We start from the raw sequence: 26893 nt of genomic DNA, 5'->3' as shown, positions 1-26893 counted from the left end.
TGGGGTGGCCGAAATTGGTGCACAGTTGAGGTGCATCTAGTATCTATGTTGTGTCCGAGATGAGATCTGCCGCCGATACGGCGTATGCGACGGTCAAGGAGCTCATTGTCTCGGGGGAGCTTCCCGGCGGTGAGCTCGTCAGTGAGGGCGAGATCGCGTCGCGCCTCGAGATCAGTCGCACTCCCGTACGCGAGGCATTTCTGCGCCTTCAGGTCGAAGGATGGATGCGCCTGTATCCCAAGCGTGGGGCACTGGTGGTGCCGATCGCGGTGGGTGAAGCAGAGAGTGTCGTCGATGCGCGCAGACTGGTCGAATCGGGCAGCGTCCGAGCGTTCATCGCGGACGCCAGTGCCCGCGAATCCGTGGTGGCCGCCCTGCGCGAGAACCTGCAGCTACAACAGCAGCTGGCCGTGAACGGCACCGCCGCACAATTCAGTGCCGTCGACGCCGACTTTCATCGCACCGTCGTCCACGCCGGCGGCAACCCGTTGCTCGACGCGTTCTACGACGGACTTCGCGAGCGTCAGCGGCGGATGACGGCAGCCTCGGTGACGCGTGATCCGGGTCAGATCTCGCGCATCGTCGACGACCATCGCCGACTCACCGACCTGATCGAGGCCGGCGACGCGGACGGATTCGAGCAGGCCGTCGAACGACACATGCTCGGGGTGCACGGCCTACGACCGGACAAAGGGGGAGCGCGATGAGCGAAACGCTCACGAACGATCGAGACCTCGAGCTGACTGCACGACGCTGGCTGCTGGTCGCGTCGGGCATGTTCGCCGTGGCATGGGGCGGCAACGAGTTCACGCCGTTGCTGGTGATGTATCGGCTCGATCATGGCTTCTCGGCCGTTGTGGTCGATACGTTCCTGTTCGCATACGTCCTGGGCATCATTCCGGCGATGCTGATCTGCGGTCCGCTCTCGGATCGGCTCGGTCGACGCCCGATCATGTTGCCCGCCCCCGCAATTGCCGCGGCCGGGTCCATTCTGATCGCACTCGGACCCGACAACGCCTACATGCTCTTCGGTGGCCGTGTGCTCAGCGGCATCGCGCTCGGAATCGGTATGGCCGTGGGCGGCAGCTGGGTCAAGGAACTCTCGAGTCGCGACTCCACCGCCAAGCCCGGTGCCGGAGCGCGCCGCGCCGCGATGTCGCTGACGGCGGGCTTCGCCCTCGGTGCCGGAGTCGCAGGCGTGCTCGCACAATGGGCACCCTGGCCGACGCACCTCGCCTACGGCGTGCACGTGGTGATCTGCATCGCCGCCGGTGTCGGCATGCTCTCGGTCCCCGAAACGCGCACTGCCACAGCGGCGTCGAAGAACAAGAGGTTGCTCGACGACCTGAGGATTCCGTCCGCATCGCATCGCCGGTTCCTGTTCGTCGTGTTGCCTTTGGCCCCATGGGTGTTCGGTGCGGCGAGCGTCGCCTACGCGGTGCTGCCGTCACTGATGGCGGATGCTCTGGCCGACGAGCCCGGTGGCGGCTATCCCGTCGCGCTCTCCGCTGCGATGGCCGTGATCGCCCTCGGCTCCGGCTTCGCGATTCAGGCCGTCGGACGTCGGATCGACACACCCGCCAATGCGCGAGGGGCACTGGTTGCACTCACTCTCCTGGTGGTCGGCATGGCCGTTGCTGCCTGGGCGGCGTCGGTGCTCACCATTGCTGCGGCGCTGATCGCGGCAGCGGTCCTGGGCTGTGGGTACGGCATGGCGTTGGTCTCGGGTCTGCAAGAGGTGCAACGCATTGCGGGCCCCGATGACCTCGCCGGCCTCACCGCGGTGTTCTATTCGCTGACCTACCTGGGCTTCGCGGTGCCTGCCGTTCTGTCTGCGCTCACCGAGACGTGGCCCGGGGTGGTCACGTATCCGATCATCTTCGGATTCGGCGCAGTGATGGCGGCGCTGTGCGGACTGGTGGTCCGGTCGAAGACATCTGCTCACTTGCCCTAGGACGGAGTCTGGAACTGTTCTGCGATCCGAGCTGCTTTCGTCGCCGGCGCATCAGCACCGCGGCACCGACCGTTCCCGCTGCGATGAGGACTACGCCCGCGGTGATACTGGCGACGCGCTCCGGCCACGGCAGTATCGTCGGCACGCTGAACATGCCCCGAAAGAACGGCTCGATCACCGCCCCAGCGGGGACGACCAGACGCGCGATCGAACCTGACGGGCCGCCGCCTCGTGCTGCGACCCCGACCAGACCCAACGGGCCGCCCATGACAAGGGCGAGAGCGAACCATACTCGGTTCCCCGCCCACACGGTCTCGTCGAACATCCCGAACAGCTGACCGACACCGTAGTGCACCAGCAGACTCGCGACGATCCCCGCCGCGAATGCATGCAGCGGACGGCGGACCAGCCAGCCGGACAGGATGGGCAGGCCGGCCCATACGGCACCCGAATTCACCAACTTGCTGAAGGTCGAGCGCACGGCCAGCAATGTGTTTGCCTCAGCGGACAACTGGCTTTCGCTCGTGATGTTCGAGGCGAGCGACACGAGAGCCACCGTGATCGCGGCTGCAATGACAAGTCCCCACCACCGTTTCGCCATCAGCGGATGGTACGCAGGCATCGTGCGGTTTTCCGAACAGGCGGAGGTCTCCGCGAGTGGGTGCGAGCCGACCCGTTCGGCTCTAGGATCAGCGGCATCATGCTGCAGTCCTCGCGCACGGTCCCGCCGCATCGGGTACCTCCGACGGTGGCGCTCGCGGGTGCGACCGTATGGAACCGGCGCGAGGCGTACTGGTTCCTGATCGCCGTGATCGTGCCGGCGGCTTGCTGGTCCGAATATCCGACGGTGGTGCCGTACGTCTTCGCGATCGTTCTGCTCGGGGCCCTGGTGTTTCGCAGCCGACGGATTGCCTGGTGGGTGTCGATGCTGCGGTGGGGGGTGATCGCCGACGTCGAGAGCGTGGACACCGCTCTGCGCGGCGACCGTAACCTTCGCCTCGCGCACGCCACGGGATGGAACGTCCAACGACGTTGGTACACAGGGGTTGTCACTCAATCCACGGTTCGGTACCGGGCAGGGGAAGCGCGCGGGCACCTGTTCGTTCGGGGATTGCCGTTCACCACCGGTGTGGTGCTCGCGCACTCGAAGCAACCGTCGTGTGCCATGGCTATCAGCGACTTCCCCTGCGATCTGCAACTGGACGGCAAGGGACGCTGGGCGGCGTCGTTCCCGAGAGGTTTCTGGCTGCAGGCACTGGCGACGTCGGCGATGTACGGCTACACCGTGGCAGGCCTCGCCCTGTCGCTCGGGTAATCGCTGACGTCACCGGGGATCGGCTCCCCAGACTTGGATTCCGGCCCTCGATTGCAGGCCGATATCCGAAACTGGGGAGCCGATTGGCGACGCCGGGAACTACGGCAACGACGGCATCTGCTTGTCCACTAGCCATGCGTCCCAAAGACTTCGGGGGCAACCGAAGCGGGAGGCGAGGTCGGTGAAGTCCGCCGTCGCGACCGTCGAGTAGCGGTACTTGGAGGTCCATTCCTGGATCAGTCCGAAGAAGCGCTCGTCGCCGATGGTGCGCCGCACGGCGTGCAGTGCCAGTGCACCGCGCTTGTACACGCGGTCGTCGAAGATGCGGGCGGGCCCGGGATCGCTGAGCTGTAGGTCCATGGCCAGTCCGCGCTGAATGGTGTGTGCGCGCTTGGCCTTGTCGTGAGCCGTTGCGCCGCCGGAGTTCTCGGCCCAGATCCACTCGGAGTAGCAGGCGAATCCCTCGTGCAGCCAGATGTCGGCCCACTTGCCGAGAGTCAGCGAGTTGCCGAACCACTGGTGCGCCAGCTCGTGCGCGACGAGACGCTCGTAGTACCGGGAACCGGAACAGTGATTGGCTCCGAAGATCGACAGCCCCTGCGCCTCGATCGGAATCTCGAGATCGTCGTCGGTCACCACCACGGTGTACGACGCGAAAGGGTAAGGGCCGTAGAGCCGTACGAACGTATCCATCATCTGCGGTTGACGACCGAAGTCGTGATCGAACTGCGCGCGCAGGCGCGGCGGAGTGATGGCCTTCATCGGCACCGGCCCCGGGCTGACGATGCGATGCTCGTACGGACCGATCTGAATGGTCGCGAGGTAACTGGCCATCGGCTCGGGCTGCTCGTACACCCAGGTGGTGCGGCTGGCGCGAGTCTGCTTGCGCACCAACGTTCCGTTGGCCACCGCGTAGTACGGCGAATCGGTGGTGATGGTGATGCCGTAGCTCGCCTTGGACACCGGATGGTCGTCGCACGGGAACCACGACGCGGCCCCGTTGGGCTGGCTGGCGACGATCGACCCTTCGGTGAGCTCGTCCCAGCCGACCTCACCCCAGAAACCGTTGATGGGCTTGGGGGTTCCGCCGTACGACACCGTCACCACCAGTGCCGCGCCCGACGCGATGGGCTTGGCGGGCGTGATCTTCAGCTTGCCGCGCTGGTGGCTGAACTTCACCGATCGCGAGCCGTTGACCGACACCTTCGACACGTTCATCGCCGGGCCGAGATCGAACGCGAACTTCGACACCGTCGCCGTGGTGACCGCGGTGATCTTCGCCTTGCCCGTCAGCCGGTTGCTCTCGACCTTGTATTCGAGATCGAGTTCGTAGCGCGAGACGCGGTAGCCCCGATTTCCGTTCTGCGGAAGGTATGTATCGATCGGATTGTCGCTGGCATCGACGTCGAACACCGGTGCCACCAGCCTGTCTGGCACGAAAGATCACCCCTCGTTTCGGTCGTCGCGGATGCGCGGGAAGGGATCCCCCTTGGCCCAGGGCGCGATCGGATTGCCCTGCCAACGAGTATGCGCGGGAACCGTATCACCGCGCATCACCAGGGAGGCGGGCCCCACCGTCGCGCCGTCACCGATTCCCGATGCAGGCAGCGCGACACAGTGTGGTCCCAGTGTTGCGCCTCTACCGAGATCGACCGTGTCCATGGACATGATCCGATCATGGAACAGGTGCGTCTGCACAACGCACCCTCGGTTGACGGTCGCACCGTCGGCCAATGTCACCAGATCGGCCTCGGGAAGCCAGTACGTCTCGCACCAGACTCCGCGGCCGATATCGGCACCGAGCCATCGCAACCACATGTTCAACACCGCTGTGCCCTCGGCAGCGCGCGCGAACCACGGCGCAGCGACGGTCTCGACGAAGGTGTCGGCCACCTCGTTGCGCCAGACGAACGAACTCCACAACGGATGATCGGTCTTGCCGATCCGGCCCACCCACAGCCACTTCGCCAACGCCGACACCGCAGCGGCCACGAAACCGGCGACGAGAAGCACGAGGCCACTGACCAATGCCGCCAACCAATATCCGACGGCGTCGGCGACGGCGGTCAGCCCGAACAACACACCGAGTCCGATGCCGAACGTCACGACGACAGGAATCAACCGACACGTCTCCACGAGCGAGCGGGCGACCTTCAGCTTGCGTGCCGGATCGAACGTGCGTGACGAGTCCGCGCTACCGGCGGCTCGACGCAGCCGCACCGGCGGGCTGCCGAGCCACGACGAGCCGGACTTCGCCTTGTCCGGAGTGGCGGACAGCACGGCGACCAGACCGTTCTTCGGGACGGTTCGGCCGGGACCGGTCATGCCGGAATTGCCGAGGAACGCTCGCTTGCCCACCTTCGCATCGCCCAGATGCATCCAGCCGCCGCCGAGTTCGTAACTGGCGACCATGGTGTCGTCGGCGAGGAATGCGCCATCCGCGACCGTGGTGAACTTGGGGATCATCAGCACCGTCGACGCCTCGACGTCCTTGCCGATCTTCGCGCCGAGCAGCCGGAGCCAATGGGGCGTCAACAGCGACGCGTAGAGCGGGAACAGGAACGTGCGCGCCGAGTCCATCAGGCGCTCGGTGGCCCACACCTGCCAACCGATGCGGCTGCGCACCGGGTGGTAGCCGCCGACGAGGCCGATGCTGAGCACCCGCACCGCAACGACGGTGATCAGCGCGAACACCGCCAACGACACCAGCGTCGCCACGGGCAACATCACCAGACCACGCTCGAAGGCGTCGAGCACGGAGTCGGCGGTGTGAATCCACCAGCCCATCAGCACCAGGCTGACGCCGATCGAGAACAAAGCCATGCCGGACAGGAACAGAGATGCGACGCCGTAGGCGAAGACCCAATGGGTTGCCCGTGGTGGAGCTTCCGCGGGCCACGGATGATCGGCCTTGCCGACCTTCTGAGCCGGCGAACCGGACCACATCTGGCCGGCCTTCACGCGTCCGACGACGGCGGAGCCTGCCGTGACGACCGCGTTCTTGCCGACCTTGGTGCCGGGCAGCAGCGTCGAGCGGGCACCGACGGTGGCACCGGCACCGATCTCGATGCCGCCGATGTAGACGAGATCGCCGTCGATCCAGTGACCGGACAGGTCCACCTCCGGCTCGATGGAGCAGCCGTCACCCAACTCGAGCAAGCCGGTGACCGGCGGGAGGGTGTGCAGGTCGACGCCCTTGCCGATCTTGGCACCGAGAGCGCGCGCGTAGTAGACCATCCACGGTGCGCCCGACAGGTTCGACGCACCACTGGCATCGGTCAATCGCGTTGCGGCCCAGAGCCTGATGTGCATACTCCCGCCGCGCTCGTACGCGCCCGGTTTCAGCCCGGCCAACAGGATGCGCGATCCGATCACCGAGATCGCCATGCGGCCGACCGGGGTGATGAACAGGACGAATGCCAGGAGCACCCACCACCAGGACAGCGTCGGAGCCCAGGGCACGTCGCCGAACCAGGACATGACGTTGAACAGCAGTCCGAGCCAGGTGACCCACTGCAATCCGGTCAGGGTGGTCAACGGAACCGTTGCCGCGATCTGCGCCCATTGCGCGGTGCGCGAGGTCGGGGCGACTTCACGGGGAACGGCCTCGACGACCGGCTTCAGGTCGTCGAGATACTGCGCCAGCGAACCCAGCCGCGGGTGGTCGTAGAGCTGCGCGACGGTGATCTCGGGGAACCGCTCGCGCAGCGCCGTCACCAATTGCGCGGCCGAAAGCGAACCGCCACCGTTGGCGAAGAAATCGGCGTTCTCGTCCGCGATCTGCGCGCCGAGGATGTTGGTCCACAATTCGGCCACCCACCCCGCCGTGCCGCCGAGCGAGGAGGCACCCGCCATGCCGGGCAGGGGCCACGGCAGCGCATTGCGGTCGACCTTGCCCGAGGTACGCGTTGGCATCTCGTCGACCAACGCCAGGCGCGGAACCAGCGCCGCAGGCAACTGTTCGGCGAGCAACTCGCGAGCGGCTTCGAGATCGAAATCGGGGTTGGTGCTCGCGAGATACCCGACGAGCACCGAGTTACCGGCAGCCGTCTTGCGGATGGCGGCCGCCGCACCGCCGACGCCCGGAAGTGCTTGCAGCGCATTGTCTATCTCGCCGAGCTCGATGCGTCGACCGCCGAGCTTGACCTGGTCGTCGGCGCGACCCTGGAACAACAGACCTTCGAGCTCCAGCTTGACCAGATCGCCGCTGCGATACGCCCGTTCCCACCCGAGGGACGGCATGGGCGCGTACTTCTCGGCGTCCTTGGCCGGATCCAGATACCGAGCGAGTCCGACGCCCCCGATGACCAGCTCACCGACTTCGCCGACCTGCACCGGGGTGCCGGAGCCGTCGACGACAGCGAGGTCCCACCCGTCGAGGGGGAGCCCGATCCGGACCGGACCCTTGCCGTCCATGATCGCCGCACACGCGACGACCGTCGCCTCGGTGGGGCCGTAGGTGTTCCAGACCTCACGGCCCTCGACGGCGAGTCGCTCGGCCAACTCCGGCGGGCAGGCTTCGCCGCCGAAGATGAGCAGCCGCACCGCTTCCAGAGCCACCGCGGGCCACAGCGACGCCAGCGTCGGGACCGTCGAGACGACACTGATGTCGCGGGAGACGAGCCACGGGCCGAGGTCGAAGCCGGACCGCACCAGAGACCTGGGCGCGGGAACCAGACACGCGCCGTGCCGCCACGCCAGCCACATCTCCTCGCACGACGCGTCGAACGCCACCGACAATCCGGCCAGCACTCGGTCGCCCGGACCGAGCGGATCCTTCTGCAGGAACATGCGGGCCTCGGCGTCGACGAACGCCGCCGCGTTGCGATGACTGACGGCAACGCCCTTGGGAGTGCCCGTCGAACCCGAGGTGAAGATGACCCACGCGTCGTCCTGCGGGGTGGGCGGTCCGGCATTGTGTTCGGTGAGGTCGTGCTGAGGAACGTCCTGCTTGGGGGCAGTACCGGCCGCGATGCCGCCCGCGGTGACGATGGCCGTCACCTGCGCCTCGCCGAAGACCAACTCGGCCCTTTCCTCGGGATCGTCCGCGTCCACCGGCACGTAGGCAGCACCGACCGCGAGGATCGACAGGATCGCGACGTAGAGGGAGAACGAACCCGACGGCATGCGGATTCCGACGCGATCGCCGCGCCTGACACCGGCGTTGGCGAGCCACTGAGCGCCCTCGGCGATGTCGTCCAACAACTCGGAGTAACTGACCGACACGGCACCGTCGTCGATCGCGGGGGCGTCGGGGAAACGATGTGCCGTGTCGCGGAGGATGTCGATGAGCGTCCGGGCGGGTGGAGCCTGCGGCGAGCGAAGAAACGCCGCCGGGGCAGGTGCTGTGTCCGCGCTCGAACCCGGCAGATCGTTCTCTCGATGCACAGACAACCGGGCGTCCTTCTCATTCGTTGCAAGTAACTCTGCGTTGGCAAGTGATTCTGTGGTGCTGGCGAGCAGCAGCGCCGTTGGTTATCTCACGTTCTGTTTGCCAGCAGGTGAACGAGCGCGCCTTCCCACCGCGGGAATCCTACTGCGGCGCAGGGGCGAGTCCCGGCTTGACAAAACGGCAGCGAGTTTGCGAGTGTCTTTCCCACGGTCACGAGTACCAGCATCAAGCCCCGGCTAGCTGGTCGGCAACCCTCCTCCGCGGTGGGGTGCTCCGGGTGACGACCAGGCTGATGCCGGAAAACCGGCGCGGCAAGCGCGGACTCGTTCACCACGTCCTTCGGTTGCGGGTCCCTCGAACGTGAGGGCTTGATCTGTCATGACATCTGTACTCTCCCGCCCCTGTGCTCCTTTTGCCCCTGTTTCGGGCACGGATCTGCAGGTACCGCTGGTCCACGGCGGCACATGCACTTACGCGAACTTCGATTACGCCGCCAGCGCGCCGGCCCTGGACGCGGTGACCGATCGAATCGCCGAACTGCTGCCGTTCTACTCGAGCGTGCACCGGGGTGCCGGCTACGCCTCACGGGTCTCGACGGCGGCGTACGAGAAGGCTCGGGTGACGGTCGCTGATTTCGTTGGTGCGCACAGTGATTCGGTGGTGGTGTTCACACGGAACACCACCGACTCGCTGAACCTGCTGGCCGCCTGCGTGCCGGGCGATACCGTGGTGCTCGACATCGAACACCACGCGAACCTGCTCCCGTGGCGCGATCGACGAGTGGTGGTGGCGGCGTCGACCCTCGCCGAGACCATCACCCGGCTCGACGTGGAGCTCGCCGCGAAACCTGCTGCACTACTGGCGATCACGGGCGCATCGAACGTCACCGGTGAGGTACTTCCCATCGCGGAACTCGCAGCACTGGCGCACCGGCACGGCGCACGCATCGCGGTGGACGGTGCCCAGCTGGTTCCGCATCGGCGGGTCGACATCGCCGCACTCGGCGTGGACTACCTCGCGTTCTCCGGCCACAAGCTCTACGCCCCGTTCGGCGCGGGAGTGCTTGTGGGCACACGTGATTGGCTCGACGCCGGTGAGCCGCACCTGGCCGGCGGCGGCGCGGTGCGCAGCGTGAGCATCGACAACACCGACTGGGCTCCGGCACCGCAGCGGCACGAGGCGGGCACGCCCAACGTGCTCGGGGTCGCCGCTCTCGCCGCGGCCTGCGAGGCAATCGCCGGATTCGACGATGCCGAACTGCAGGCGCACGAGCAGGAATTGTCGTCCCGACTGCGGCGCGGCCTGGCGGATCTGGACGGCGTCGAGCAGCTCCGGGTCTGGGCCGACGCGCCCGACAGTGTGGGCATCGTGACGTTCACCGTTGCCGGACGCGATCCCGGTGAGGTGGCTGCGTACCTGTCCGCCGAACACGGAATCGGTGTGCGCGACGGCAAGTTCTGCGCACACCCCCTGCTGAGCCGGCTGGGGCACGCGGCCGGAGCGGTTCGAGCCAGTATCGGCCTCGGCAGCTCGTCGGCCGATGTGGACCGACTCGTCGACGCTCTCGACGCCCTGGTCGAGTCGGGACCGAACTGGCACTACGCGGAGGACGCCGGCTGGTGGAACCCGGTACCCGACCCGCGGCCCTTCCCCGAACTGGCCGACGGGGCCGCCGGGGTTGGATCCCCGTGCAGCCCCGCAGGCCGTTAGCATGGCGTCATGACCGTGAGTGTCGTGTGGACGGGCAACCGTCACTGGAGCAACAGATACGTGGATCTGTGCCGCACTGCGTCCGGGTCGTGTTCGAGTTCGGCTCCGCTCCGACCGAATGCGTTCACCGACTTCCAGAAACAGGACCACCACTCATGTCGCACAACTTCACCCGTGTCGCCGTCGAATTCTCTGCAGGTTGGACCGAACTGACCCTGCCGTCGGACGGTGACGTAGTCCGGATCCAGGCCTCCGACCTGCGCGAATCCCAGCAACACCGGGCCCGGGTGCGGGCCGAGGCAGTCGAGCGCGGCGAATCTGCCGACAGCGCAGCAGTGTTTCTCGACCTCGAGATCCACATCGCAACCGATGCCCGGACAGCACGTCGGGAATTCGCCGCATTGGACGCGCCGACCAGCCCGGCGTCCATCCGCTACGTCGGAACACCGGCGGGCCTGGCCAGTTTGATCTCCGATGTCACCGCGGCCGATGTGGCCGACGGCGTGACGCTGACGGTGCCAGGCGATGTCGCTCGCCAGTCGGTACTGATCAACAACGCAGTGTTGCCGCTGCTCGAATCGCGCGGCACCCGACTCGACATCGACGTCGTCGACTCGGTCCTCGGCGCACCCATCGCCCCGACACTCGCGTCCTGAGCCCCGACAGTGGGGCAGGGTCAGGTGACGTCGATCGCCAGACCCGCGGTGATGCGCACCAACTCGGTGAACGTGGACCGAAAGATCGTGTTGGTGTGACCGGCGGCCGCCCACACCTCGGCGTATCCGGCCAGATCCTGGTCGACGAACGTGTCCAGATTGGTGGGGTGGCCGACCGGTGCGATCCCCCCGATCGGCTGCCCGGTTGCGTGCTTGGCCGTGTCCAGGGGCGCGCGCATCAACGTCCCGCCCAGACGCTCACCGGTGTGCTCGAGATGAACGTTGTGGGCACCGGAAACCAGTAGCAGTACCGGCTCGTCGTCGAGCAGAAACACCATCGACTTCACGATCGCACCCACTTCGACGCCCAGCGCCGCGGCAGCATCGGCGGCGGTGTGCGTGCCCTCAGGGCTGTTGACCACCACACCGTGATGGCCGCGAGAGATCAGAGTATCGGCAACATGGGCTGCATTCGGATGAAGTAGCCGGGTCATGTGCCAACCCTATTTCCCCGCGACCGTTTACGCAGATGCTTGCTTATCCGGTCATTCCGCAGGCTCCACTCCCGCCTTACTGGGTCGTTCCTGCAGGCTCCACTCCCGCCCTACTGGGTCGTTCCTGCAGGCTCCACTCCCGCGAGATCACCGAACAGTCTCAATCGCGCCATCCCGCCGTCGGGGAAGATGTCCATGCGCACCTCGGAGACCGGGGTGTCGTGGGTGAGGACGAAGCGATGCCGGGTGTCGGGCTGCAGCGTCGTACGTGGCAACAGTTCGATCCACTCGCCGTCGCCGAGCCGGCCCCGCAGAGATGCCGCACCGGGCGCGTTTCCGAGGAAGCAGGTGGTGTCGAGTTCGGCCAGAGAGATGAGTCCGGTGCCGGCGAGCTGCACCTGGACCCAGTCGTTCGCCTCGTTGCGTCGACGCGAGGTCTCCCAGCCTTCACCCATCGACCGTGGGGGTCCGGGGAAGAGCAGGTTGTTGGGCGAGCTGTAGAACATGTTCGAGCATGCCGAGACGTACGCGCCGTTCTCGAGTGCAGCCAGGTCCACCGGCCCGGCAGCGAGAAATTTCGGGTCGGGCTTGCCGCGGCCGAGCACCCGCAACCGCGCCACTCCGCCGTCGGGATAGATCGACAGCTTCACGTGCGTCCACCGAGCATCGGAGGCGACGGTGAACCTGTTCTCGCTGTCGCCGTCGACCGAGCTGCGCGGGACGATCGTGGTCCACTCCGTCTGGGTGTGAAGCTCCTCCGGTGACGGAAAGCCGTCGACCTCGGCGGCCTCGATCGAGATCTCCGGCGGATAGTTTCCGGTGAACCACGCGGTGTCGACAACGACCGCCGAGACGACACCCGGCGCTCCGAGACGAACGATGGCCTCGTCGTAGCCGGCCTCGCGTCGGCGTCGTGTCTCCCACCCGTCGTAGATCTGGCCCTTGTGTCCGAACGTCGCCGTCGAGTAGTCGGCTTTTCCGGGCCGAACGAGATTCTCCTTCTCCGCGAACGTCTCGTCGTTCGCCCACACGACTGCGCCTCCGAGTGTGCGGACGGCGAGATCGGGCAGTGGCAAGGGGAAGTTGGCGGTCATGGGATCACACTTTACTGGTCGCGCGTGGAGCCACCGGGTTGTGTTCGGACCGGCGACGCAGTGCTGCCGCGCCCATCAGCAGCGTGCCGATCACGATGTACAGAGCAAGTGCGAGTGCGGGTTGCCCCAGTCCGGTGCCGGAGAAGTACACGATGCTGCGCACGCCCTCGGTGCCGATGCCCGGAGTGATCCACCGGCCGATGGAAGCGTAGAGCGAGGGCAGGACGTCTGCCCCGAAAGCGCCTCCTGCGCTCGGGTTTCCGAGAATGACGAACAGTACGATCGCGGCCGGAACCGCGGCGACCCCGATCAGTGCGCGCAGGCCCATGGTGAACAGGCCGGTGGCGAAGACCACGCCGGTGCCCAGTAGCGCGAGCGGAAACCAATGGCCGGCAAACGTTTCCAGGACATGGGTGGTGAGGAAGGCGCCGAGTGCACCCGAGGCGACGGCGTAGGCAGCGAGAATTCCGACGTGCGAACAGGTTTCGCGACGCGACTGTGGTGCCCTGATCAGCAGTCCGAATGCTGCCGCCAGCAGGTAGCCGCCGACGACCCAGCCGACCGAGAGGTAGAAGCCGGACAGCCCCCGGTTGTCGTGTACTCCCACCGGAATCTCGTCGCGGACCACGATCTGGCGACCCTGCGAGGCCTCGACCTCGGTGAAGATCGATTCGAGCGCAGTGGCCACGGAACTGCCCGCCGCGCTCGCGGTGATGAGGGTGTCCGTTCCGTCGGCACCGAGGACGTACGCCCCGAGAATGTCTCGGTCGCGGAGCAGTGAACGGACCTCTGCGGTATCGGCTGCGGTGCGTGCCGCGAGCGGGGTGCCGTCGATGGCGTCGAGGCGGTCGGCGGTCTGCTGGTCCAGTCCCTCGGGGAGGCCGGGCTCGGTCACCACCGCGATGGGGATCGCGTGCGGCGTCGGCTGATGGAAGGCCGAGACGTAGCTGAGGATGAAGCCGAGCTGAAGTACCAGCACCGCGGCAGCGAGCAGTGGCATCTTGCGCATGGGTGACTCCTGAATCTTGTCGATACCCGAGGTATTCAATACTCTAGGTATCGTGAATGCGGAGGAGCAACAAAAGTGGGGGCCGACACAGGATCGGCGACGACCCCAACGCACCGACGTTCGGGACCGACTGCTCGCCGCGGCAGCCGACGAATTCACCGAACGTGGCTATGCCGCAGCGAAACTCACCGATATCGCCGACAGAGCCGGCTTCACCAAGGGAGCCGTCTACTCCAATTTCGAGTCCAAGCAAGCGCTGTTCGTCGAACTGCTCGCCCGCCGTTCCCTCGACCTCGCCGCCCGCGTACTGGCCCACGTATCCGATCTGGACTCCGGTGCAGCGGCAGGAGCGGGCGGCGGCGAGATAGCGTCCTGGGTGGTGGCCGAACCCCGGTGGCCCCTGCTGACCGTCGAGTTCGGCATCCTCGCCGGACGCGACCCTGCCGTCGCCGAGCGCTACCGCACCGACCGTCGCGCGCTGCGCGGGGAGCTCGAACGCCTCATCGCCGAGCACGCAGGGCGGTGGGGAGTCGGCAAGAACTTCGATGCCCGACGCCTCGCGACGTCACTGGCGGCATTGATCTCCGGATTGGCCGTCGAACATTCGGTGGATCCGGAGGAGATCGACGAGGGAGTCATCGCCGACGCGGTGTCGGAACTGTTCGCGGGAGCGATAGCCAGGACACATCTCGATTGAGCGAGACCGCACCGGGTAACCGCACAAGATGAATGCCCAGAATCCAGACCCCGACGTCACCACAGGACTCGAAGCGGGAGGCGGCGTCACGCCAGGAGACACCCCGCCCGCCGAAACCGGAATCGGCGGTCCGAATCACGAGCCGCCGCAGCGCAGCCGGGTGATGCCCATCGTCGTCATCTGCGTCGTGGCATTGCTGGCGATCCTGATCGCCGGTGGACTGATCGGTCGCGTCGTCGGTCTGTTCGGCTGATCCCCGACCGAGCTCAGTACTGGGGCCAACCGCCTTCGGGCCCCAGCAGGCGATCCAATCTTGTGTGGTTGATCTTCGCCAGCTCGTCGCGCATGATCTTGCGCTCGGTCTGATCGTCGTTGTCGAGGCGATGGCCCAGATCGACCAGGATGTCTCGCGGCTCGAAGCCCTCGGGCTCGAACAACCGGCTGGACGCGTACGGGTAACCGAACCGGTCCTCGTACGCCCTGGCGGCAGTTCCCAGTGCACCGCGAGTGTCGGTGTCCATGGCCGCGCACACCTTGCTCGGCTCCGGCAGCGTCGCGGCGAGCGAATCCACATCCCCGTCCGAGAGTTCGGTCAGTTCCGCGTCGGCTGCGGCGAACAGGTCAGCCCGTGAGCGGTACCTGCGGCCGTCTGCCACCCTGGACGCCCACGCCACCGAGCAGCAGCACTCGTACAGCGCATGGACCGCCTTGCGGCGCGGCAGATCGTTGAACGTCTCCAGGCCCAGTCCCTGATGCATCAACATGAGTCGATGATGGGCGCGATTCGATGCATGTACCAGAGCTGAGCAGGGACTTAGCGCAGACGTTACGCGCCGTAACATGCGGTGCAGCATTGTGCGACGCTGCCGCTAGGCTCGCAGGCATGACGGAACGAACCTGGAACGCCTTCTCCGTGGAGATCGCGGACCACATCGCGAACGTGACACTTCTCGGCCCGGGCAAGGGCAACGCCATGGGCCCGGACTTCTGGAGCGAAAGCCCCGAGCTGTTCGCGCAGCTCGACGCCGATCCCGAGGTTCGGGCTGTCGTGCTCGCGGGCTCGGGTAAGAACTTCACCTACGGACTCGACCTCGCAGCGATGGCAGGAACATTCGGTCCGCTGATGGCCGACAAGGCATTGGCCGGTCCCCGAACGTCGTTCCACGACACCATCAAGACGATGCAGAAGGCCATCAACGCGGTTGCCGACTGCCGCAAACCCGTCGTCGCGGCGGTTCAGGGCTGGTGCATCGGCGGCGGCGTCGACCTCATCACCGCCGCGGACGTGCGGTACGCGAGCGCCGACGCGAAGTTCAGCGTGCGCGAGGTCCGGGTCGCGATCGTCGCGGACATGGGGTCGTTGGCCCGACTGCCTGCGATCATCGGCGATGGCCACATGCGTGAGCTCGCTCTGACGGGCAAGGACATCGATGCCGCGCGCGCCGAGAAGATCGGCCTGGTCAACGACGTGTTCGAGGACCACGACGCCACCCTGGCCGCTGCTCGTGACTGCGCCGCCGCCATCGCTGCGAATCCGCCTCTGGTGGTGCAGGGCATCAAGACCGTGCTCGACCATTCCCGATCTTCCAGCGTCGACGACTCGCTTCGCTACGTCGCGGCCTGGAACGCCGCCTTCCTCGCCTCGCACGATCTCACCGAGGCGATCACCTCGGTGTTCGAGAAGCGACCGGCGCAGTTCACCGGTAACTGACGTGGTCGAGTTCGCCGAGGAACTGGGCACGCAGCTGGTTCGGCTGCAACGCTTGCGCGAGCGGAACATCGCCCAGATCTCGTCTTCGGGCGGTGTCGACGGGGCTGCTTACGTATGCTTGTTTCGCCTGCTGCGTGACGGGCCGATGAGATCCAGTGAGCTGGCCACGATGGTGAACTCGGATCCGTCGACGGTGAGCAGGCAGGTGGCTCAACTGGTCGAACGGGGGCACGTCGAGCGTGTGCCCGACGAGAGAGACGGAAGGGCCTTCGTTCTCGCCGTGACGCAGTCCGGGCGGGACGTGGCCGCGGCAATTCAGCAACGCCGTACCGAATCTCTCGGTCGGGTGATCGAGGGGTGGGATCGCGAGGACCGGGCGTCACTGGTCGCTTTGCTGGATCGTTTCTTGACCGATTACGAAGAAATGAGACCGGACCTTCCGGCCCGACGCGCAGGTAGCGTCTGAGCCGCCGACAGTCGACAAGGGATCGTTTCGTAGAAGTGCGCGACGAGTCGGGACAACCGGTTCGGACGGAGGGGGCGCGGTGCCAATGGATCGCGATCGACCGCCGCACGGTCCGGCGAGCGGACCGCGAGTCGGTTCGGTGAGGCTCGAACGTCGCGTCGCGCTCGGGATCGCCGCCTTGGTTCCCTCGTTCGGTCTGATCGGGGCCATCGCGATGTTCTCCGACGACGGTCCCGCGTGCACGACCGCGAAGGTCGTCTGTCTGCTGGTGCTGATCTCGACCGTCCCGGTGGGAGTGTGGTGGCTTCGGCGTTCGCTGGATGCGTCGCACATGCCCGGGTGGTTCGTGGTTTACGCCGACGTGGGCGTCGCAGCGATGTTGCTCACCTTCGCCGGCCGCGACCTGGCTCTGAACGGGGCGGCCCTGTTCGCGGTGATCGGCATCTACATCGTCTACTTCGCCCGGCGGCGAGTGCTCGGATTCCACATGCTGTTCGTCAATGTGACGGTCGTGGTTCTGGCGGCGCTGGCGCTGGCGGAGGACACTCACGATCTGGCGTCGACCGCCGCCAGGACCCTCGCGACACTGCTGGTGGTCAATTCGGTGCTGGTGTTTCGCGCCGTGATTCAGCATCAACTCGATCTCGCCAACACCGACTCGCTGACCGGCCTGCTCAACAGGCGCGGCCTCGAACTGCGGTTCGAACGCATGATGGCCTCGCTCGACGCGGATCGTTCGGTGGCGTTGATGGTGGTCGATCTCGATCAGTTCAAACAGGTCAACGACACCTACGGCCATGCAGTGGGCGACCGCGTGCTGCGTCGCACGGCTCGTAGATTGAAGAGCGCCACGGGGGCGCGGCCGTGTGTGGCCCGCACCGGAGGTGAGGAATTCACCATCGCGCTGCCGGTCACGGAAGCCGCGGCGCACTCGATTGCCGACGAGATCCGCGAATCCGTCCACGATTCGCTCGACGACGTACCGGTGACGGTCAGCGTCGGTGTGGCGATGATCAACGGCAGCCGCTGGTCGGACGCAGCAGAGTCGGGTGACGGGGAGGACCTGCTGCACAACGTTCTGCTCGACGCCGACGCCGCGATGTACGAGTCCAAGCACGCGGGCGGAAACAGAGCGACGGTGTATGCCGGCGAATGATCCGCCGGCGTACACCGTCGTCGTTCGGGGAAGAACGTGTGACTTCCGTCAGCGCAAGGCGCTCTTGGGGTCGTTCCACAGCTGATCGGTGAAGTCCTCCAACGCGACGAGCACGATGGTGTCCTCGGTGCGGCGCAGAATCGACTTGCTGGCGCGGACCTGCACGATATCGCCGGTCTTGTCGGTCATCCGCCACAGAGAATCCGCGCGGGTGGCCACCGTGGTGAGGAACATGTCCGCGACATTGACGCCCTCCGGTGCCCGGTCGGGGAAGATGTCGTGCAGGTGGAAGTCCTCCCGCTCGGTGCGGTCCAGGCCGAACAGATCGTCGAAGGCCTCGTTCGCGAACACGATGGCACCGGTGGGATCGACGGCAAGGATCGGCACCGGAATTCGGTCGAGGACGACCGTGACCGGCAGATCGGGAAACTGCGTCGGATCCGAGATCGGTCGCGAATCCAGATTGCGCCGATCACCGTTGGAAGTGCTGTCGGTCATGCGTTTCCCCAAACTAGTTTCGTCGGCGTTCGGCCGAGGGCGAGGTGTGTGATGCCGAAACGATCAGTGCTCCGGATTGTCCGCCAAGCGCTTGAATGATGCAGCGATTTCGGCCTCTGCCTCTGCGCGGCCCACCCAGTCTGCCCCGGTGACGTGCTTGTTGGGTTCGAGATCCTTGTAATGGACGAAGAAATGCTTGATCGCATCGAGCTCGAACGTCGAGACGTCGCTCAGATCCTGGATGTGGTCCCAACGAGTGTCGCCTGCGGGAACGCACAGCACCTTGTCGTCGCCGCCGGCCTCGTCGACCATCTTGAACATCGCCACGGGACGGGCTTCGACGATGACGCCGGGGAACACCGACTCGGGCAGCAGAACCAGTGCGTCGAGCGGATCGCCGTCCTCGCCGAGCGTGTTCTCGATGAAGCCGTAATCGGCTGGATACGCCATCGCGGTGTAGAGGTAGCGATCGAGTCGAACACGTCCGGTGACGTGGTCGACCTCGTACTTGTTGCGCTGCCCCTTGGGGATCTCGATGGTGACGTCGAACGGCACGTGCAGTCCTCACTGTCTTCGTTCGGGCCCGACCGGGCCCGAACCGTTGCGAATGTGTCGATGGTGGCGGCGCAAGGCTACCGGACCCGAGGATACTGTTGACTGAACGATCGTGGGTACGACCACGGCAGATACGGAGGAACAGTGGCGGGGCTGACACGACGGTTCCTCGGCCCCACAGCGGGCCGACGGCGCAGGAAGAAGCGCGTGATCCTGACGCTGTGTGCGCTGTTCGTCGTGATCCTCGCCGCGACGACCGCCGCCCTCGTGTTGCCGTCGGTGTCCGACGGAGCCGAGACCGCGATCGAGCCCCCACCCGAGACGGTGCTGCCCGACCCTGCGATCACCCCGTTCCCGGAATCGGCACCGGTGCCGAACTCGGCAGCTCTGGCAGCTGCGCTGGCCCAGGTGGTCGACGATCCCGCCCTCGGCACGTTCACCGGCACCGTCGCCGACGCACGGACCGGTCAGGTGCTCTGGTCCCAGAACCCCGACACTCCGATGACGCCTGCCTCGACCACCAAGGTCCTCACCGCTGCCGCGGCGATGCTCGCGCTCCCGGCCGATCACCGCGTCACCACCCGCGTGGTCCAGGGCAACGGCGAGGGGAACATCGTGCTGATCGCGGGCGGCGACCCCACACTCACCGCGCTTCCGGTCGGAACGGACGGGTTCTATCCGGGAGCGGCGCGCATCGACGACCTGGTGGAGCAGATTCGGCGCAGCGGAACGGTGGTGCGCAGCATCGGCGTCGACACCTCCGTCTATTCCGGTGACACGATGGCGCAGGGCTGGTTCCCCGCCGACATCGCCGCCGGTTCCATCACACCGATCGAACCGATCATGCTCGACGGCGGACGATCGGACCCACTCGTCGACGAGTCGCCGCGCAGCACAACCCCGGCGCTGGACGCAGGCCGCGCACTGGCCGCTGGGCTGGGCGTCGACCCGGCAGCGGTGACGATCGGCAAGGCCGTCGACGGGGCCGATCAGATCGCATCCGTCGAATCCGCGCCGCTGCGGAACCGCTTGCAGCAGATGATCTATCGCTCCGACAATGTCCTCGCCGAGGCCGTAGGACGCGAGATCTCTCTCGAAATGAACACGGCGGCAAGCTTTTCCGGAGCGGTGGCGTCGATCGGGCAGACCCTGTACTCGGCAGGCTTCGACATGGCCGGACTCACGCTCGAGGACGCCAGCGGACTGTCGGTCGACGGCAAGATTCCGGCCAGGCTGCTCGATCAGGTGCTGACGTCGGCAGCCGGAACCGAGCAGCCTGCACTGCGTCCGATGCTCGACTATCTTCCTGTGGCCGGCGCGACCGGAACCCTGACGGATCGGTACGCCTCGGGGGATCGAACCGGAGCGGGCTGGGTTCGCGCCAAGACCGGAACCCTTTCTGCTGCAAGCGCTTTGGCGGGGTACGTCGTCGACGTCGACGGCCGCATCCTGACCTTCGCGCTGATGTCCAACGACCGGCCGCCCGACGTCAGTCGTCCCGCCCTCGATGCCGTCGCATCGACCCTGAGATTGTGTGGTTGCCAGTGAACACGGACGCAGCAACGAAGGCCGAAGACGGCGAATCCACGTCCGGTTTCGCCGGTGCCGTCGACTGGTCGGTGGCGGCGAAGACCGGAGCGAAGCTGGCCCGCCCGGGTCCGGCCACTTCGCGCTACACCGCCGATGCGGCCGTGGAAGAGCTTGCCGCCGCATCGATTCGGGCCGAGGGGCCGGTTCGCGAGACCACCGGCCTGGCCGACGGCCTCCCCGTGCCCGACGCCCAGGTGGTCGACCGCGCCGGCTGGATCGCCGCGGCCGCGTCGTCGATGAAGCACCTGACCGGAGACGACGACGGTACGCCGCCGTCCGGTCTGCTCGGCGGAAAGCCGGCCGGACTGCAGGCCGGAGCGATGCTGGCCTTTCTGTCCAGCGCCATTCTCGGACAGTACGACCCCTTCACCGGCGAGAACGGAACGCTGCTTCTGGTCGCGCCCAACGTGATTGCCGTCGAGCGGGCGCTTCGTGTGTCGCCGAGCGACTTCCGGTTGTGGGTGTGCCTGCACGAGGTGACGCACCGAGTGCAGTTCTCCTCCGCGCCGTGGCTCGGCGGCTACATGCGCGAGAACGTCGGGGTGCTCTCCGACGGCACCGACGAGCCGCTGACAGATGTCGCCAACCGGCTGACCGGTGCGCTGAAGGCCCGCAAGAATCCGAGCGGGTCCACCAGGTCCGAGGACGCAGGCATCGTCGGACTCCTGCGCGCCACCCAACCGCAGCCCCAGCGCGACGCCATCGACCGACTCCTGGTGCTGGGCACCCTGCTCGAAGGCCACGCCGACCACGTGATGGACGCCGTCGGACCGGCCGTCGTGCCGACCGTGACGCAGATCCGCGGTGCATTCGATCAGCGCAGGCAACGCAAGGTGAACCCGCTGCAACGCGTCGTCCGGGCACTGCTCGGCATGGACGCGAAGATGGCGCAGTACGTGCGCGGCAAGGCGTTCGTCGATCACGTCGTCGCCACGGTGGGGATGGAACGCTTCAACACCGTGTGGACCGGGCCCGACACACTGCCGTTGCTGTCGGAGATCGAGGACCCCGACGCCTGGATCGCCCGAGTTCTGGGCTGATGCCCACGCGGCTACCCGAAGGCCCCGCGCTGCTCGAGGTCAGGCATGCGGTGCGCGCGTGGCTCGCCGCCCACCCCGGTCCTGTCGCCGTCGCGTTGTCCGGTGGAGCGGATTCGTTGGCGTTGACCGCCGCGACCGTGGCGGAGGCTCCGGGTGTGCTCGCGTTGATCGTCGATCACGGTCTGCAGGCCGGCTCCGCGCAGGTGGCCTCGACAGCGGCGGCGCGCGCTCTCGAGTTCGGTGTCGCCGACGCGCGGGTTCTGACGGTGCAGGTGAGCGGTTCGGGAGGGATGGAAGCAGCCGCCCGCCGAGCCAGGTACGACGCGTTGAACCGGGCCCGCGGCGACGCGTCGGTGCTGGTGGCGCACACCCTCGACGATCAGGCCGAAACGGTGCTGCTCGGGTTGGGGCGCGGATCGGGACCGCGGTCGATCGCCGGGATGGCGGCATTCGATGCGCCGTGGGGCCGGCCGCTGCTCGGAGTGAGGCGGAGCGTGACCCGGGCTGCCTGCGTCGAGCTGGGGATCGAGCCGTTCGAGGATCCGCACAACATCGACACCGACTTCACTCGGGTTCGGTTGCGTCACGAGGTCCTGCCCCTGCTCGAGGATGTGCTCGGCGGTGGTGTCGCCGCTGCACTCGCGCGGACCGCCGAGCAGTTGCGCGAGGACGGCCTGGTCCTCGACGCGATGGCCGAGTCCGTCGTCGATACCGATGCGCCGGACCTCGAGGTCGCTGCACTCGACCCGCTCGCTCCCGCCGTTCGCAGGCGAGTGCTGCGTCGATGGTTGCTCGGTCGAGGTGTGACGTCGCTGACCGACCGGCAGATTCGGGCCGTCGATGCCCTCGTCGGACGGTGGACGGGTCAGGGCGGAGTCGCGCTGCCAGGAGGAACGTCCGACGCCAGGTTGGTGTGCTCGCGTCGGCATGGCAGGCTGAGCGTCGGCCTGGAGAACGAATGAAGGGAAACCCCGTGTACGAGGGCGACATCGAATCGGTTCTCATTTCCGAGGAACAGATCAAAGCACGCACTGCAGAACTCGCAGAAGAGATCGCCCAGCGGTATCCCGAAGGCTCGCCGGAAGGTGACCTGCTCCTGGTCGGCGTCCTCAAGGGCGCGATCATGTTCATGACCGACTTCGCGCGCGCATTGCCCATCCCGGCGCAGCTCGAGTTCATGGCGGTCAGCTCCTACGGGTCGTCCACCTCGTCGTCGGGCGTCGTCCGGATCCTCAAGGACCTCGACCGCGACATCACCGGACGCCACGTGCTGATCGTCGAGGACATCATCGACTCCGGTCTGACGCTGAGCTGGCTCAAGCGCAACCTCGCGACCCGCTCGCCTGCCTCGCTGTCGGTGGTGACGTTGCTGCGCAAGCCCGACGCCATCAAGGTCGACGTGGAGGTCGCGAACGTGGGCTTCGACATCCCCAACGAATTCGTCGTCGGCTACGGCCTCGACTACAACGAGCGCTACCGGGACCTGCCGTACATCGGCCTACTCGATCCCAAGGTCTACAGCTGAGTTCGTTCGTTCGGTCCACCCCGCCCGCGTGAATGGACCATTGCCGCGCGGAGACGCATGCAATGGTCCATCGATGCGGATAAGGTGCCCATCAGGTGGGGAACTGCCGGGGGAGTGCAGTCGTTGGAGGGGAAGGAGCGTCGACGCAAACAGGTGCGTGGACGCACAGCGCCAGGTAAGAGCGAGTCAGATGTCCGAGTCTCGCGCTAGCCTGGAGTATCCGGCGGGCAGGGAGCAGCCAGCGCGCTGGAGCGGACTGAAAGGACACGGCCGAGTCGGCTGAAGCTGTATGAATCGGAAGACAGTAATACGAAATCTTGCCATCGTTTTCGGCATTCTGTTGGTGATCTATGCCTTCAGCTACTTCGGTAACGACACGCGGGATTGGAAGACGGTCGACACCTCGGTGGCGATCGCCCAACTCGACGACCGCAATGTCGAGTCCGCGCAGATCGACGACCGTGAACAACAGATTCGGCTGACGCTCAAAGAGGCCAACGAGGCCTCCGGCAACGAAACTCAGATCATTGCGAAGTACCCGGACTCGGCGTCCGAGCAGATCTTCGACAAGGTCGACTCCCAGGGGTTGACCAGCTACAACACCACCGTCACCCAGGAGAGCTGGTTCAGCTCGTTCCTGCTGCTGATCCTGCCGATGGTGCTGATCCTCGGCGTGATCATCTTCGTGATGAGCCGCATGCAGGGTGGCGGACGCGGTGGCGTCATGGGCTTCGGTAAGTCCAAGGCCAAGCAGTTGACGAAGGACATGCCCAAGACCACGTTCGCCGACGTCGCGGGCGCGGACGAGGCAGTCGAAGAGCTCTACGAGATCAAGGATTTCCTGCAGAACCCGTCTCGCTACCAGGCCCTCGGTGCCAAGATTCCGCGCGGCGTACTGCTGTACGGCCCTCCCGGAACCGGCAAGACGCTGCTCGCGCGCGCCGTCGCGGGCGAGGCAGGCGTGCCGTTCTTCACCATCTCCGGCTCGGACTTCGTCGAGATGTTCGTCGGTGTCGGCGCGTCCCGCGTGCGCGACCTGTTCGAGCAGGCCAAGCAGAACAGCCCCTGCATCATCTTCGTCGACGAGATCGACGCCGTCGGTCGTCAGCGCGGCGCAGGCATGGGTGGCGGTCACGACGAGCGCGAACAGACGCTCAACCAGCTGCTCGTCGAGATGGACGGCTTCGGTGAGCGCACCGGCGTCATCCTCATCGCCGCCACCAACCGCCCCGACATCCTCGACCCCGCACTGTTGCGTCCGGGCCGCTTCGATCGGCAGATCCCGGTCGGTGCCCCCGACCTGGCCGGCCGTCGGGCGATCCTGAAGGTGCACTCCGCGGGCAAGCCCGTTGCGCAGGACGCCGACCTCGAAGGTCTCGCCAAGCGAACCGTCGGAATGTCCGGTGCCGACCTGGCGAACGTCATCAACGAAGCGGCACTGCTCACCGCCCGCGAGAACGGCACCGTCATCACCGAGGCATCCCTCGAGGAGTCGGTGGACCGCGTCGTCGGTGGCCCGCGCCGCAAGAGTCGGATCATCAGCGAGCACGAACGCAAGATCACCGCGTACCACGAGGGTGGTCACACTCTCGCGGCGTGGGCGATGCCCGACATCGAGCCCGTCTACAAGGTCACCATCCTCGCTCGCGGTCGCACCGGCGGTCACGCGATGACGGTGCCCGAGGACGACAAGGGCCTGATGACGCGGTCGGAGATGATCGCTCGCCTCGTCATGGCCATGGGTGGCCGCGCGGCCGAGGAGCTCGTCTTCCACGAGCCGACCACCGGTGCGTCCTCGGACATCGACCAGGCCACCAAGATCGCTCGCGCGATGGTCACCGAGTACGGCATGAGCAGCAAGCTCGGAGCCGTTCGCTACGGACAGGAACAGGGTGACCCGTTCCTCGGCCGTTCGATGGGCCAGCAGTCCGACTTCTCGCATGAGGTCGCCCGCGAGATCGACGAGGAGGTGCGCAAGCTCATCGAGGCGGCGCACACCGAGGCGTGGGCCATCCTCAACGAGTACCGAGACCTGCTCGACACCCTTGCCTCGGAGCTGCTCGAACGCGAGACGCTCACCCGCAAGGACCTCGAGAAGATCTTCCACAGCGTCACCAAGCGTCCGCGCATCACGCTGTTCAACGACTTCGGTGATCGCAAGCCCTCGGACAAGCCACCGGTCAAGACTCCTCGCGAACTCGCCGCCGAGCGCGGCGAGCCGTGGCCTCCGGTGCCGCCGGCCCCGAAGCAGCTTCCGCCGCAACAGTTTCCGCAGCCCAGCTACGCCGGTTCGCCGCAGCTGAGCAAGGGTGGCTACCCGAACGGAAGCAACAGCTACAACGGGTCTCCGACCAACGGCGCACCCACCAACGGTGCCCCGTCGAACGGCGCTCCGACCAACGGTGGCCCGGTCAACGGATCGCCGAGCACCGGCGACGTCGATGCGCCGAACACCGGTGGGCGACGCAGCGCCCCGGTAACCGGCGGCTTCAACGGCGGCGGCTACAACGGTGGGCCCAACGGAGGTTACGGCGGCCCGGTCAACGGAGGAGCTCCCAACGGGGGCGGATACTCCGAGGGCTATCGCAGGCAGGACCCACGCCCGAGCGGCCCGAGCCAGGGCTCGCGTCCCGATTACGGTGCCCCGGCCGGATGGTCGGCTCCGGGATGGCCTCCGCGCGAGCAGTCCGCGGTTCCCCGTTACCAGGGACCGACCACGCCGCCTGCTGCGAACCAACCGAACCGCGAGCAGTCGGAATCGGATCGACCGGACCAGAATCGGTACGAGCCGCCGCAGGGACAGCCACCGACGTACCGGCAGCACCCCACCTATCAGCAGCCACAGGCGTATCAACCGCCGACCGCTGCACCTTCGAATCAACCGTCTTCCAATCAACCACCGGAATATCAGCAGCCGCAGTATCAGCCGGATCCGTTCCGGCCGGACGCTCGGGACCAGGGTCGTACCTCTCGGCACGAGCCCCCGTACGGCCAGAACCAGAACGATGCTGCACCGGCCGAGGCGTCGCCTCCCACCTGGGAGGTTCCGACTCCGTCGCAGAGCTATCCGCTGCCCGGAGACGATCGTTCCTCGAGCAGCCCGTCCGAGGACTCGCGGCGAGACGAGCGAGCCGAGGACGACGGCGACGAAGGTCCGCGGACGCAACGCTGGGAAGGGCCGGGCGGTTCGTACCGCTAGGTCCATCATTAGGCTGGCTGGGTCGACCCTTTCGGTCGGCCCAGTCCGTCGTTCGAACCCCGCTGAAGGTCGACGCAGCTGCTCGTGAAGAACAGGTGCAGTTCGGCCCAGCTGTCACATTCGCGGAGCCCAACCGGAGGTACGTTCTCGTGTCAGTCAACCGGACCGACGAGTCGGCAATCGACTCGGCAGAAGTCCCAGCAGCGCAGCAGAGGGCAGTGGAAGAGACAGTGGCCTACGCCACCGGCGCGGTCTTCGACCAGCCTCGCGCCGAGGCCGCCGTGCGGGAGCTGCTGATCGCCGTCGGCGAGGATCCCGACCGTCCAGGTCTGCTCGACACCCCGGCCCGCGTCGCGCGTTCCTACCGCGAAATCTTCGCCGGGCTCTACACCGACCCGGACACTGCGCTGAACACGACGTTCGACGAGGGGCACCAGGAACTGGTTCTCGTCCGCGACATCCCCATGTTCTCCACGTGCGAGCATCACCTGGTCTCGTTCCACGGCGTTGCACACGTCGGCTACATCCCTGGCAAGAGCGGCAAGGTCACCGGCCTGTCGAAGCTGGCACGCGTGGTGGACATGTACGCCAAGCGCCCGCAGGTGCAGGAGCGTCTGACCAGCCAGATCGCCGACGCGTTGATGCGCAAGCTCGACCCGCGCGGTGCGATCGTCGTGATCGAGGCCGAGCACCTGTGCATGGCCATGCGCGGGATTCGCAAGCCGGGTGCCAGTACCACCACCTCCGCGGTGCGGGGTCTGTTGCAGTCCAGCGCGGCGTCGCGTTCGGAAGCTCTGGACCTGATTCTGCGGAAATGACGCGTCCGGTCGAT

General features: G+C 66.5%; 25 protein-coding genes and 1 riboswitch. Of the genes, 16 read left to right on the top strand and 9 right to left on the bottom strand.

Annotated elements, in window-relative coordinates; all coding sequences use genetic code 11:
- The first annotated feature begins 59 nt into the window (after positions 1 to 59).
- Together CH249_RS00190 and CH249_RS00185 are read left to right on the top strand one after the other, a co-directional pair.
- On the top strand, positions 60 to 707 hold the full coding sequence (locus CH249_RS00190; protein WP_179272866.1) for a GntR family transcriptional regulator: 648 nt from the start codon (positions 60 to 62) through the stop codon (positions 705 to 707).
- On the top strand, positions 704 to 1954 hold the full coding sequence (locus CH249_RS00185; protein WP_094683067.1) for an MFS transporter: 1251 nt from the start codon (positions 704 to 706) through the stop codon (positions 1952 to 1954). The genes CH249_RS00190 and CH249_RS00185 overlap by 4 nt, the downstream gene beginning before the upstream one ends.
- Here CH249_RS00185 and CH249_RS00180 read toward each other — a convergent pair.
- Positions 1875 to 2555, bottom strand: a complete 681-nt coding sequence (locus CH249_RS00180) for a hypothetical protein (RefSeq protein WP_179272850.1) — start codon at positions 2553 to 2555, stop codon at positions 1875 to 1877. The genes CH249_RS00185 and CH249_RS00180 overlap by 80 nt on opposite strands.
- Before the next feature lie 99 nt (positions 2556 to 2654).
- Between CH249_RS00180 and CH249_RS00175 the strand changes: the two genes are divergently transcribed.
- Positions 2655 to 3269: a hypothetical protein gene (locus tag CH249_RS00175; RefSeq protein WP_143544330.1), complete on the top strand. Its 615-nt coding sequence runs from the start codon at positions 2655 to 2657 to the stop codon at positions 3267 to 3269.
- A gap of 99 nt (positions 3270 to 3368) precedes the next feature.
- Here the strand turns inward: CH249_RS00175 and CH249_RS00170 are convergent, their stop codons facing one another.
- Positions 3369 to 4706 (bottom strand): M1 family metallopeptidase, encoded by a 1338-nt coding sequence (locus CH249_RS00170; RefSeq protein WP_094683066.1) that lies wholly within the window; start codon positions 4704 to 4706, stop codon positions 3369 to 3371.
- A gap of 6 nt (positions 4707 to 4712) precedes the next feature.
- Entirely contained in the window at positions 4713 to 8657 is a 3945-nt protein-coding gene (locus CH249_RS00165) for a Pls/PosA family non-ribosomal peptide synthetase (RefSeq protein WP_235387266.1), read from the bottom strand.
- Positions 8658 to 8869: 212 nt separating this feature from the next.
- Positions 8870 to 8985: riboswitch (SAM riboswitch) on the top strand.
- Between the two features lie 54 nt (positions 8986 to 9039).
- On the opposite strand from CH249_RS00165, the gene CH249_RS00160 reads away from it, so the two are divergent.
- The gene (locus CH249_RS00160; RefSeq protein WP_094646718.1) at positions 9040 to 10371 is read left to right on the top strand and encodes an aminotransferase class V-fold PLP-dependent enzyme; all 1332 of its coding nucleotides are present in this window, start codon (positions 9040 to 9042) and stop codon (positions 10369 to 10371) included.
- Positions 10372 to 10526: 155 nt separating this feature from the next.
- Complete coding sequence (locus CH249_RS00155) at positions 10527 to 11027, top strand: hypothetical protein (RefSeq protein ID WP_094628608.1); 501 nt, start codon at positions 10527 to 10529, stop codon at positions 11025 to 11027.
- A gap of 20 nt (positions 11028 to 11047) precedes the next feature.
- On the opposite strand, the gene CH249_RS00150 is transcribed toward CH249_RS00155, so the two are convergent.
- The 3 genes from CH249_RS00150 to CH249_RS00140 all read right to left on the bottom strand — a co-directional run bounded on the left by CH249_RS00150 (position 11048) and on the right by CH249_RS00140 (position 13624).
- A complete protein-coding gene (locus CH249_RS00150) occupies positions 11048 to 11521 on the bottom strand; it encodes a YbaK/EbsC family protein (protein ID WP_032395181.1) in 474 nt (157 codons plus the stop codon).
- Between the two features lie 110 nt (positions 11522 to 11631).
- Positions 11632 to 12615 carry an allantoicase gene (gene alc / locus CH249_RS00145; RefSeq protein ID WP_032395180.1) on the bottom strand — a complete coding sequence of 328 codons (984 nt, stop codon included), beginning with the start codon at positions 12613 to 12615 and terminating at the stop codon, positions 11632 to 11634.
- Between the two features lie 4 nt (positions 12616 to 12619).
- Positions 12620 to 13624, bottom strand: coding sequence for a hypothetical protein (locus CH249_RS00140; protein ID WP_094646719.1), 1005 nt, complete (start codon positions 13622 to 13624; stop codon positions 12620 to 12622).
- Positions 13625 to 13676: 52 nt separating this feature from the next.
- Here CH249_RS00140 and CH249_RS00135 point away from each other — a divergent pair, with 52 nt between their 5' ends.
- Both CH249_RS00135 and CH249_RS00130 read left to right on the top strand, forming a co-directional pair.
- Positions 13677 to 14321, top strand: a complete 645-nt coding sequence (locus CH249_RS00135; protein WP_094683065.1) for a TetR/AcrR family transcriptional regulator — start codon at positions 13677 to 13679, stop codon at positions 14319 to 14321.
- A 28-nt stretch (positions 14322 to 14349) separates the two neighbouring features.
- Entirely contained in the window at positions 14350 to 14574 is a 225-nt protein-coding gene (locus CH249_RS00130) for a DUF6480 family protein (protein ID WP_032395178.1), read from the top strand.
- A gap of 13 nt (positions 14575 to 14587) precedes the next feature.
- On the opposite strand, the gene CH249_RS00125 is transcribed toward CH249_RS00130, so the two are convergent.
- The gene (locus tag CH249_RS00125) at positions 14588 to 15085 is read right to left on the bottom strand and encodes a 2-oxo-4-hydroxy-4-carboxy-5-ureidoimidazoline decarboxylase (protein WP_032395177.1); all 498 of its coding nucleotides are present in this window, start codon (positions 15083 to 15085) and stop codon (positions 14588 to 14590) included.
- Positions 15086 to 15204: 119 nt separating this feature from the next.
- Between CH249_RS00125 and CH249_RS00120 the strand changes: the two genes are divergently transcribed.
- The 3 genes from CH249_RS00120 (at position 15205) to CH249_RS00110 (ending at position 17654) form a co-directional block, all read left to right on the top strand.
- A complete protein-coding gene (locus CH249_RS00120) occupies positions 15205 to 16032 on the top strand; it encodes a crotonase/enoyl-CoA hydratase family protein (protein ID WP_032395176.1) in 828 nt (275 codons plus the stop codon).
- A gap of 1 nt (position 16033) precedes the next feature.
- Complete coding sequence (locus CH249_RS00115; protein ID WP_032395175.1) at positions 16034 to 16498, top strand: MarR family winged helix-turn-helix transcriptional regulator; 465 nt, start codon at positions 16034 to 16036, stop codon at positions 16496 to 16498.
- A gap of 85 nt (positions 16499 to 16583) precedes the next feature.
- Positions 16584 to 17654: a GGDEF domain-containing protein gene (locus tag CH249_RS00110; RefSeq protein ID WP_094628598.1), complete on the top strand. Its 1071-nt coding sequence runs from the start codon at positions 16584 to 16586 to the stop codon at positions 17652 to 17654.
- A 48-nt stretch (positions 17655 to 17702) separates the two neighbouring features.
- Here the strand turns inward: CH249_RS00110 and CH249_RS00105 are convergent, their stop codons facing one another.
- A complete protein-coding gene (locus CH249_RS00105) occupies positions 17703 to 18152 on the bottom strand; it encodes a PAS domain-containing protein (protein WP_032395173.1) in 450 nt (149 codons plus the stop codon).
- Between the two features lie 63 nt (positions 18153 to 18215).
- Positions 18216 to 18707 (bottom strand): inorganic diphosphatase, encoded by a 492-nt coding sequence (locus tag CH249_RS00100; protein WP_032395172.1) that lies wholly within the window; start codon positions 18705 to 18707, stop codon positions 18216 to 18218.
- Between the two features lie 144 nt (positions 18708 to 18851).
- On the opposite strand from CH249_RS00100, the gene dacB reads away from it, so the two are divergent.
- The 6 genes from dacB to folE all read left to right on the top strand — a co-directional run bounded on the left by dacB (position 18852) and on the right by folE (position 26879).
- Complete coding sequence (gene dacB / locus CH249_RS00095) at positions 18852 to 20255, top strand: D-alanyl-D-alanine carboxypeptidase/D-alanyl-D-alanine-endopeptidase (RefSeq protein WP_032395171.1); 1404 nt, start codon at positions 18852 to 18854, stop codon at positions 20253 to 20255.
- Positions 20246 to 21337, top strand: coding sequence for a zinc-dependent metalloprotease (locus CH249_RS00090; RefSeq protein WP_373454409.1), 1092 nt, complete (start codon positions 20246 to 20248; stop codon positions 21335 to 21337). Before dacB ends, CH249_RS00090 begins: the two co-directional genes overlap by 10 nt.
- The gene (tilS, locus tag CH249_RS00085; protein ID WP_094683064.1) at positions 21337 to 22299 is read left to right on the top strand and encodes a tRNA lysidine(34) synthetase TilS; all 963 of its coding nucleotides are present in this window, start codon (positions 21337 to 21339) and stop codon (positions 22297 to 22299) included. Before CH249_RS00090 ends, tilS begins: the two co-directional genes overlap by 1 nt.
- Positions 22300 to 22310: 11 nt before the next feature.
- Positions 22311 to 22862: a hypoxanthine phosphoribosyltransferase gene (gene hpt, locus CH249_RS00080; RefSeq protein ID WP_032395535.1), complete on the top strand. Its 552-nt coding sequence runs from the start codon at positions 22311 to 22313 to the stop codon at positions 22860 to 22862.
- Between the two features lie 289 nt (positions 22863 to 23151).
- Positions 23152 to 26061 carry an ATP-dependent zinc metalloprotease FtsH gene (ftsH, locus tag CH249_RS00075; protein WP_094628590.1) on the top strand — a complete coding sequence of 970 codons (2910 nt, stop codon included), beginning with the start codon at positions 23152 to 23154 and terminating at the stop codon, positions 26059 to 26061.
- A gap of 218 nt (positions 26062 to 26279) precedes the next feature.
- Complete coding sequence (folE, locus tag CH249_RS00070; protein WP_032395534.1) at positions 26280 to 26879, top strand: GTP cyclohydrolase I FolE; 600 nt, start codon at positions 26280 to 26282, stop codon at positions 26877 to 26879.
- The last annotated feature ends 14 nt before the right edge of the window (positions 26880 to 26893 follow it).

The sequence above is a fragment of the Rhodococcus sp. 05-2255-3B1 genome (assembly GCF_002258545.1).
GTDB lineage: Bacteria > Actinomycetota > Actinomycetes > Mycobacteriales > Mycobacteriaceae > Rhodococcoides.
This window is presented reverse-complemented; position numbering and strand designations above follow the sequence as displayed.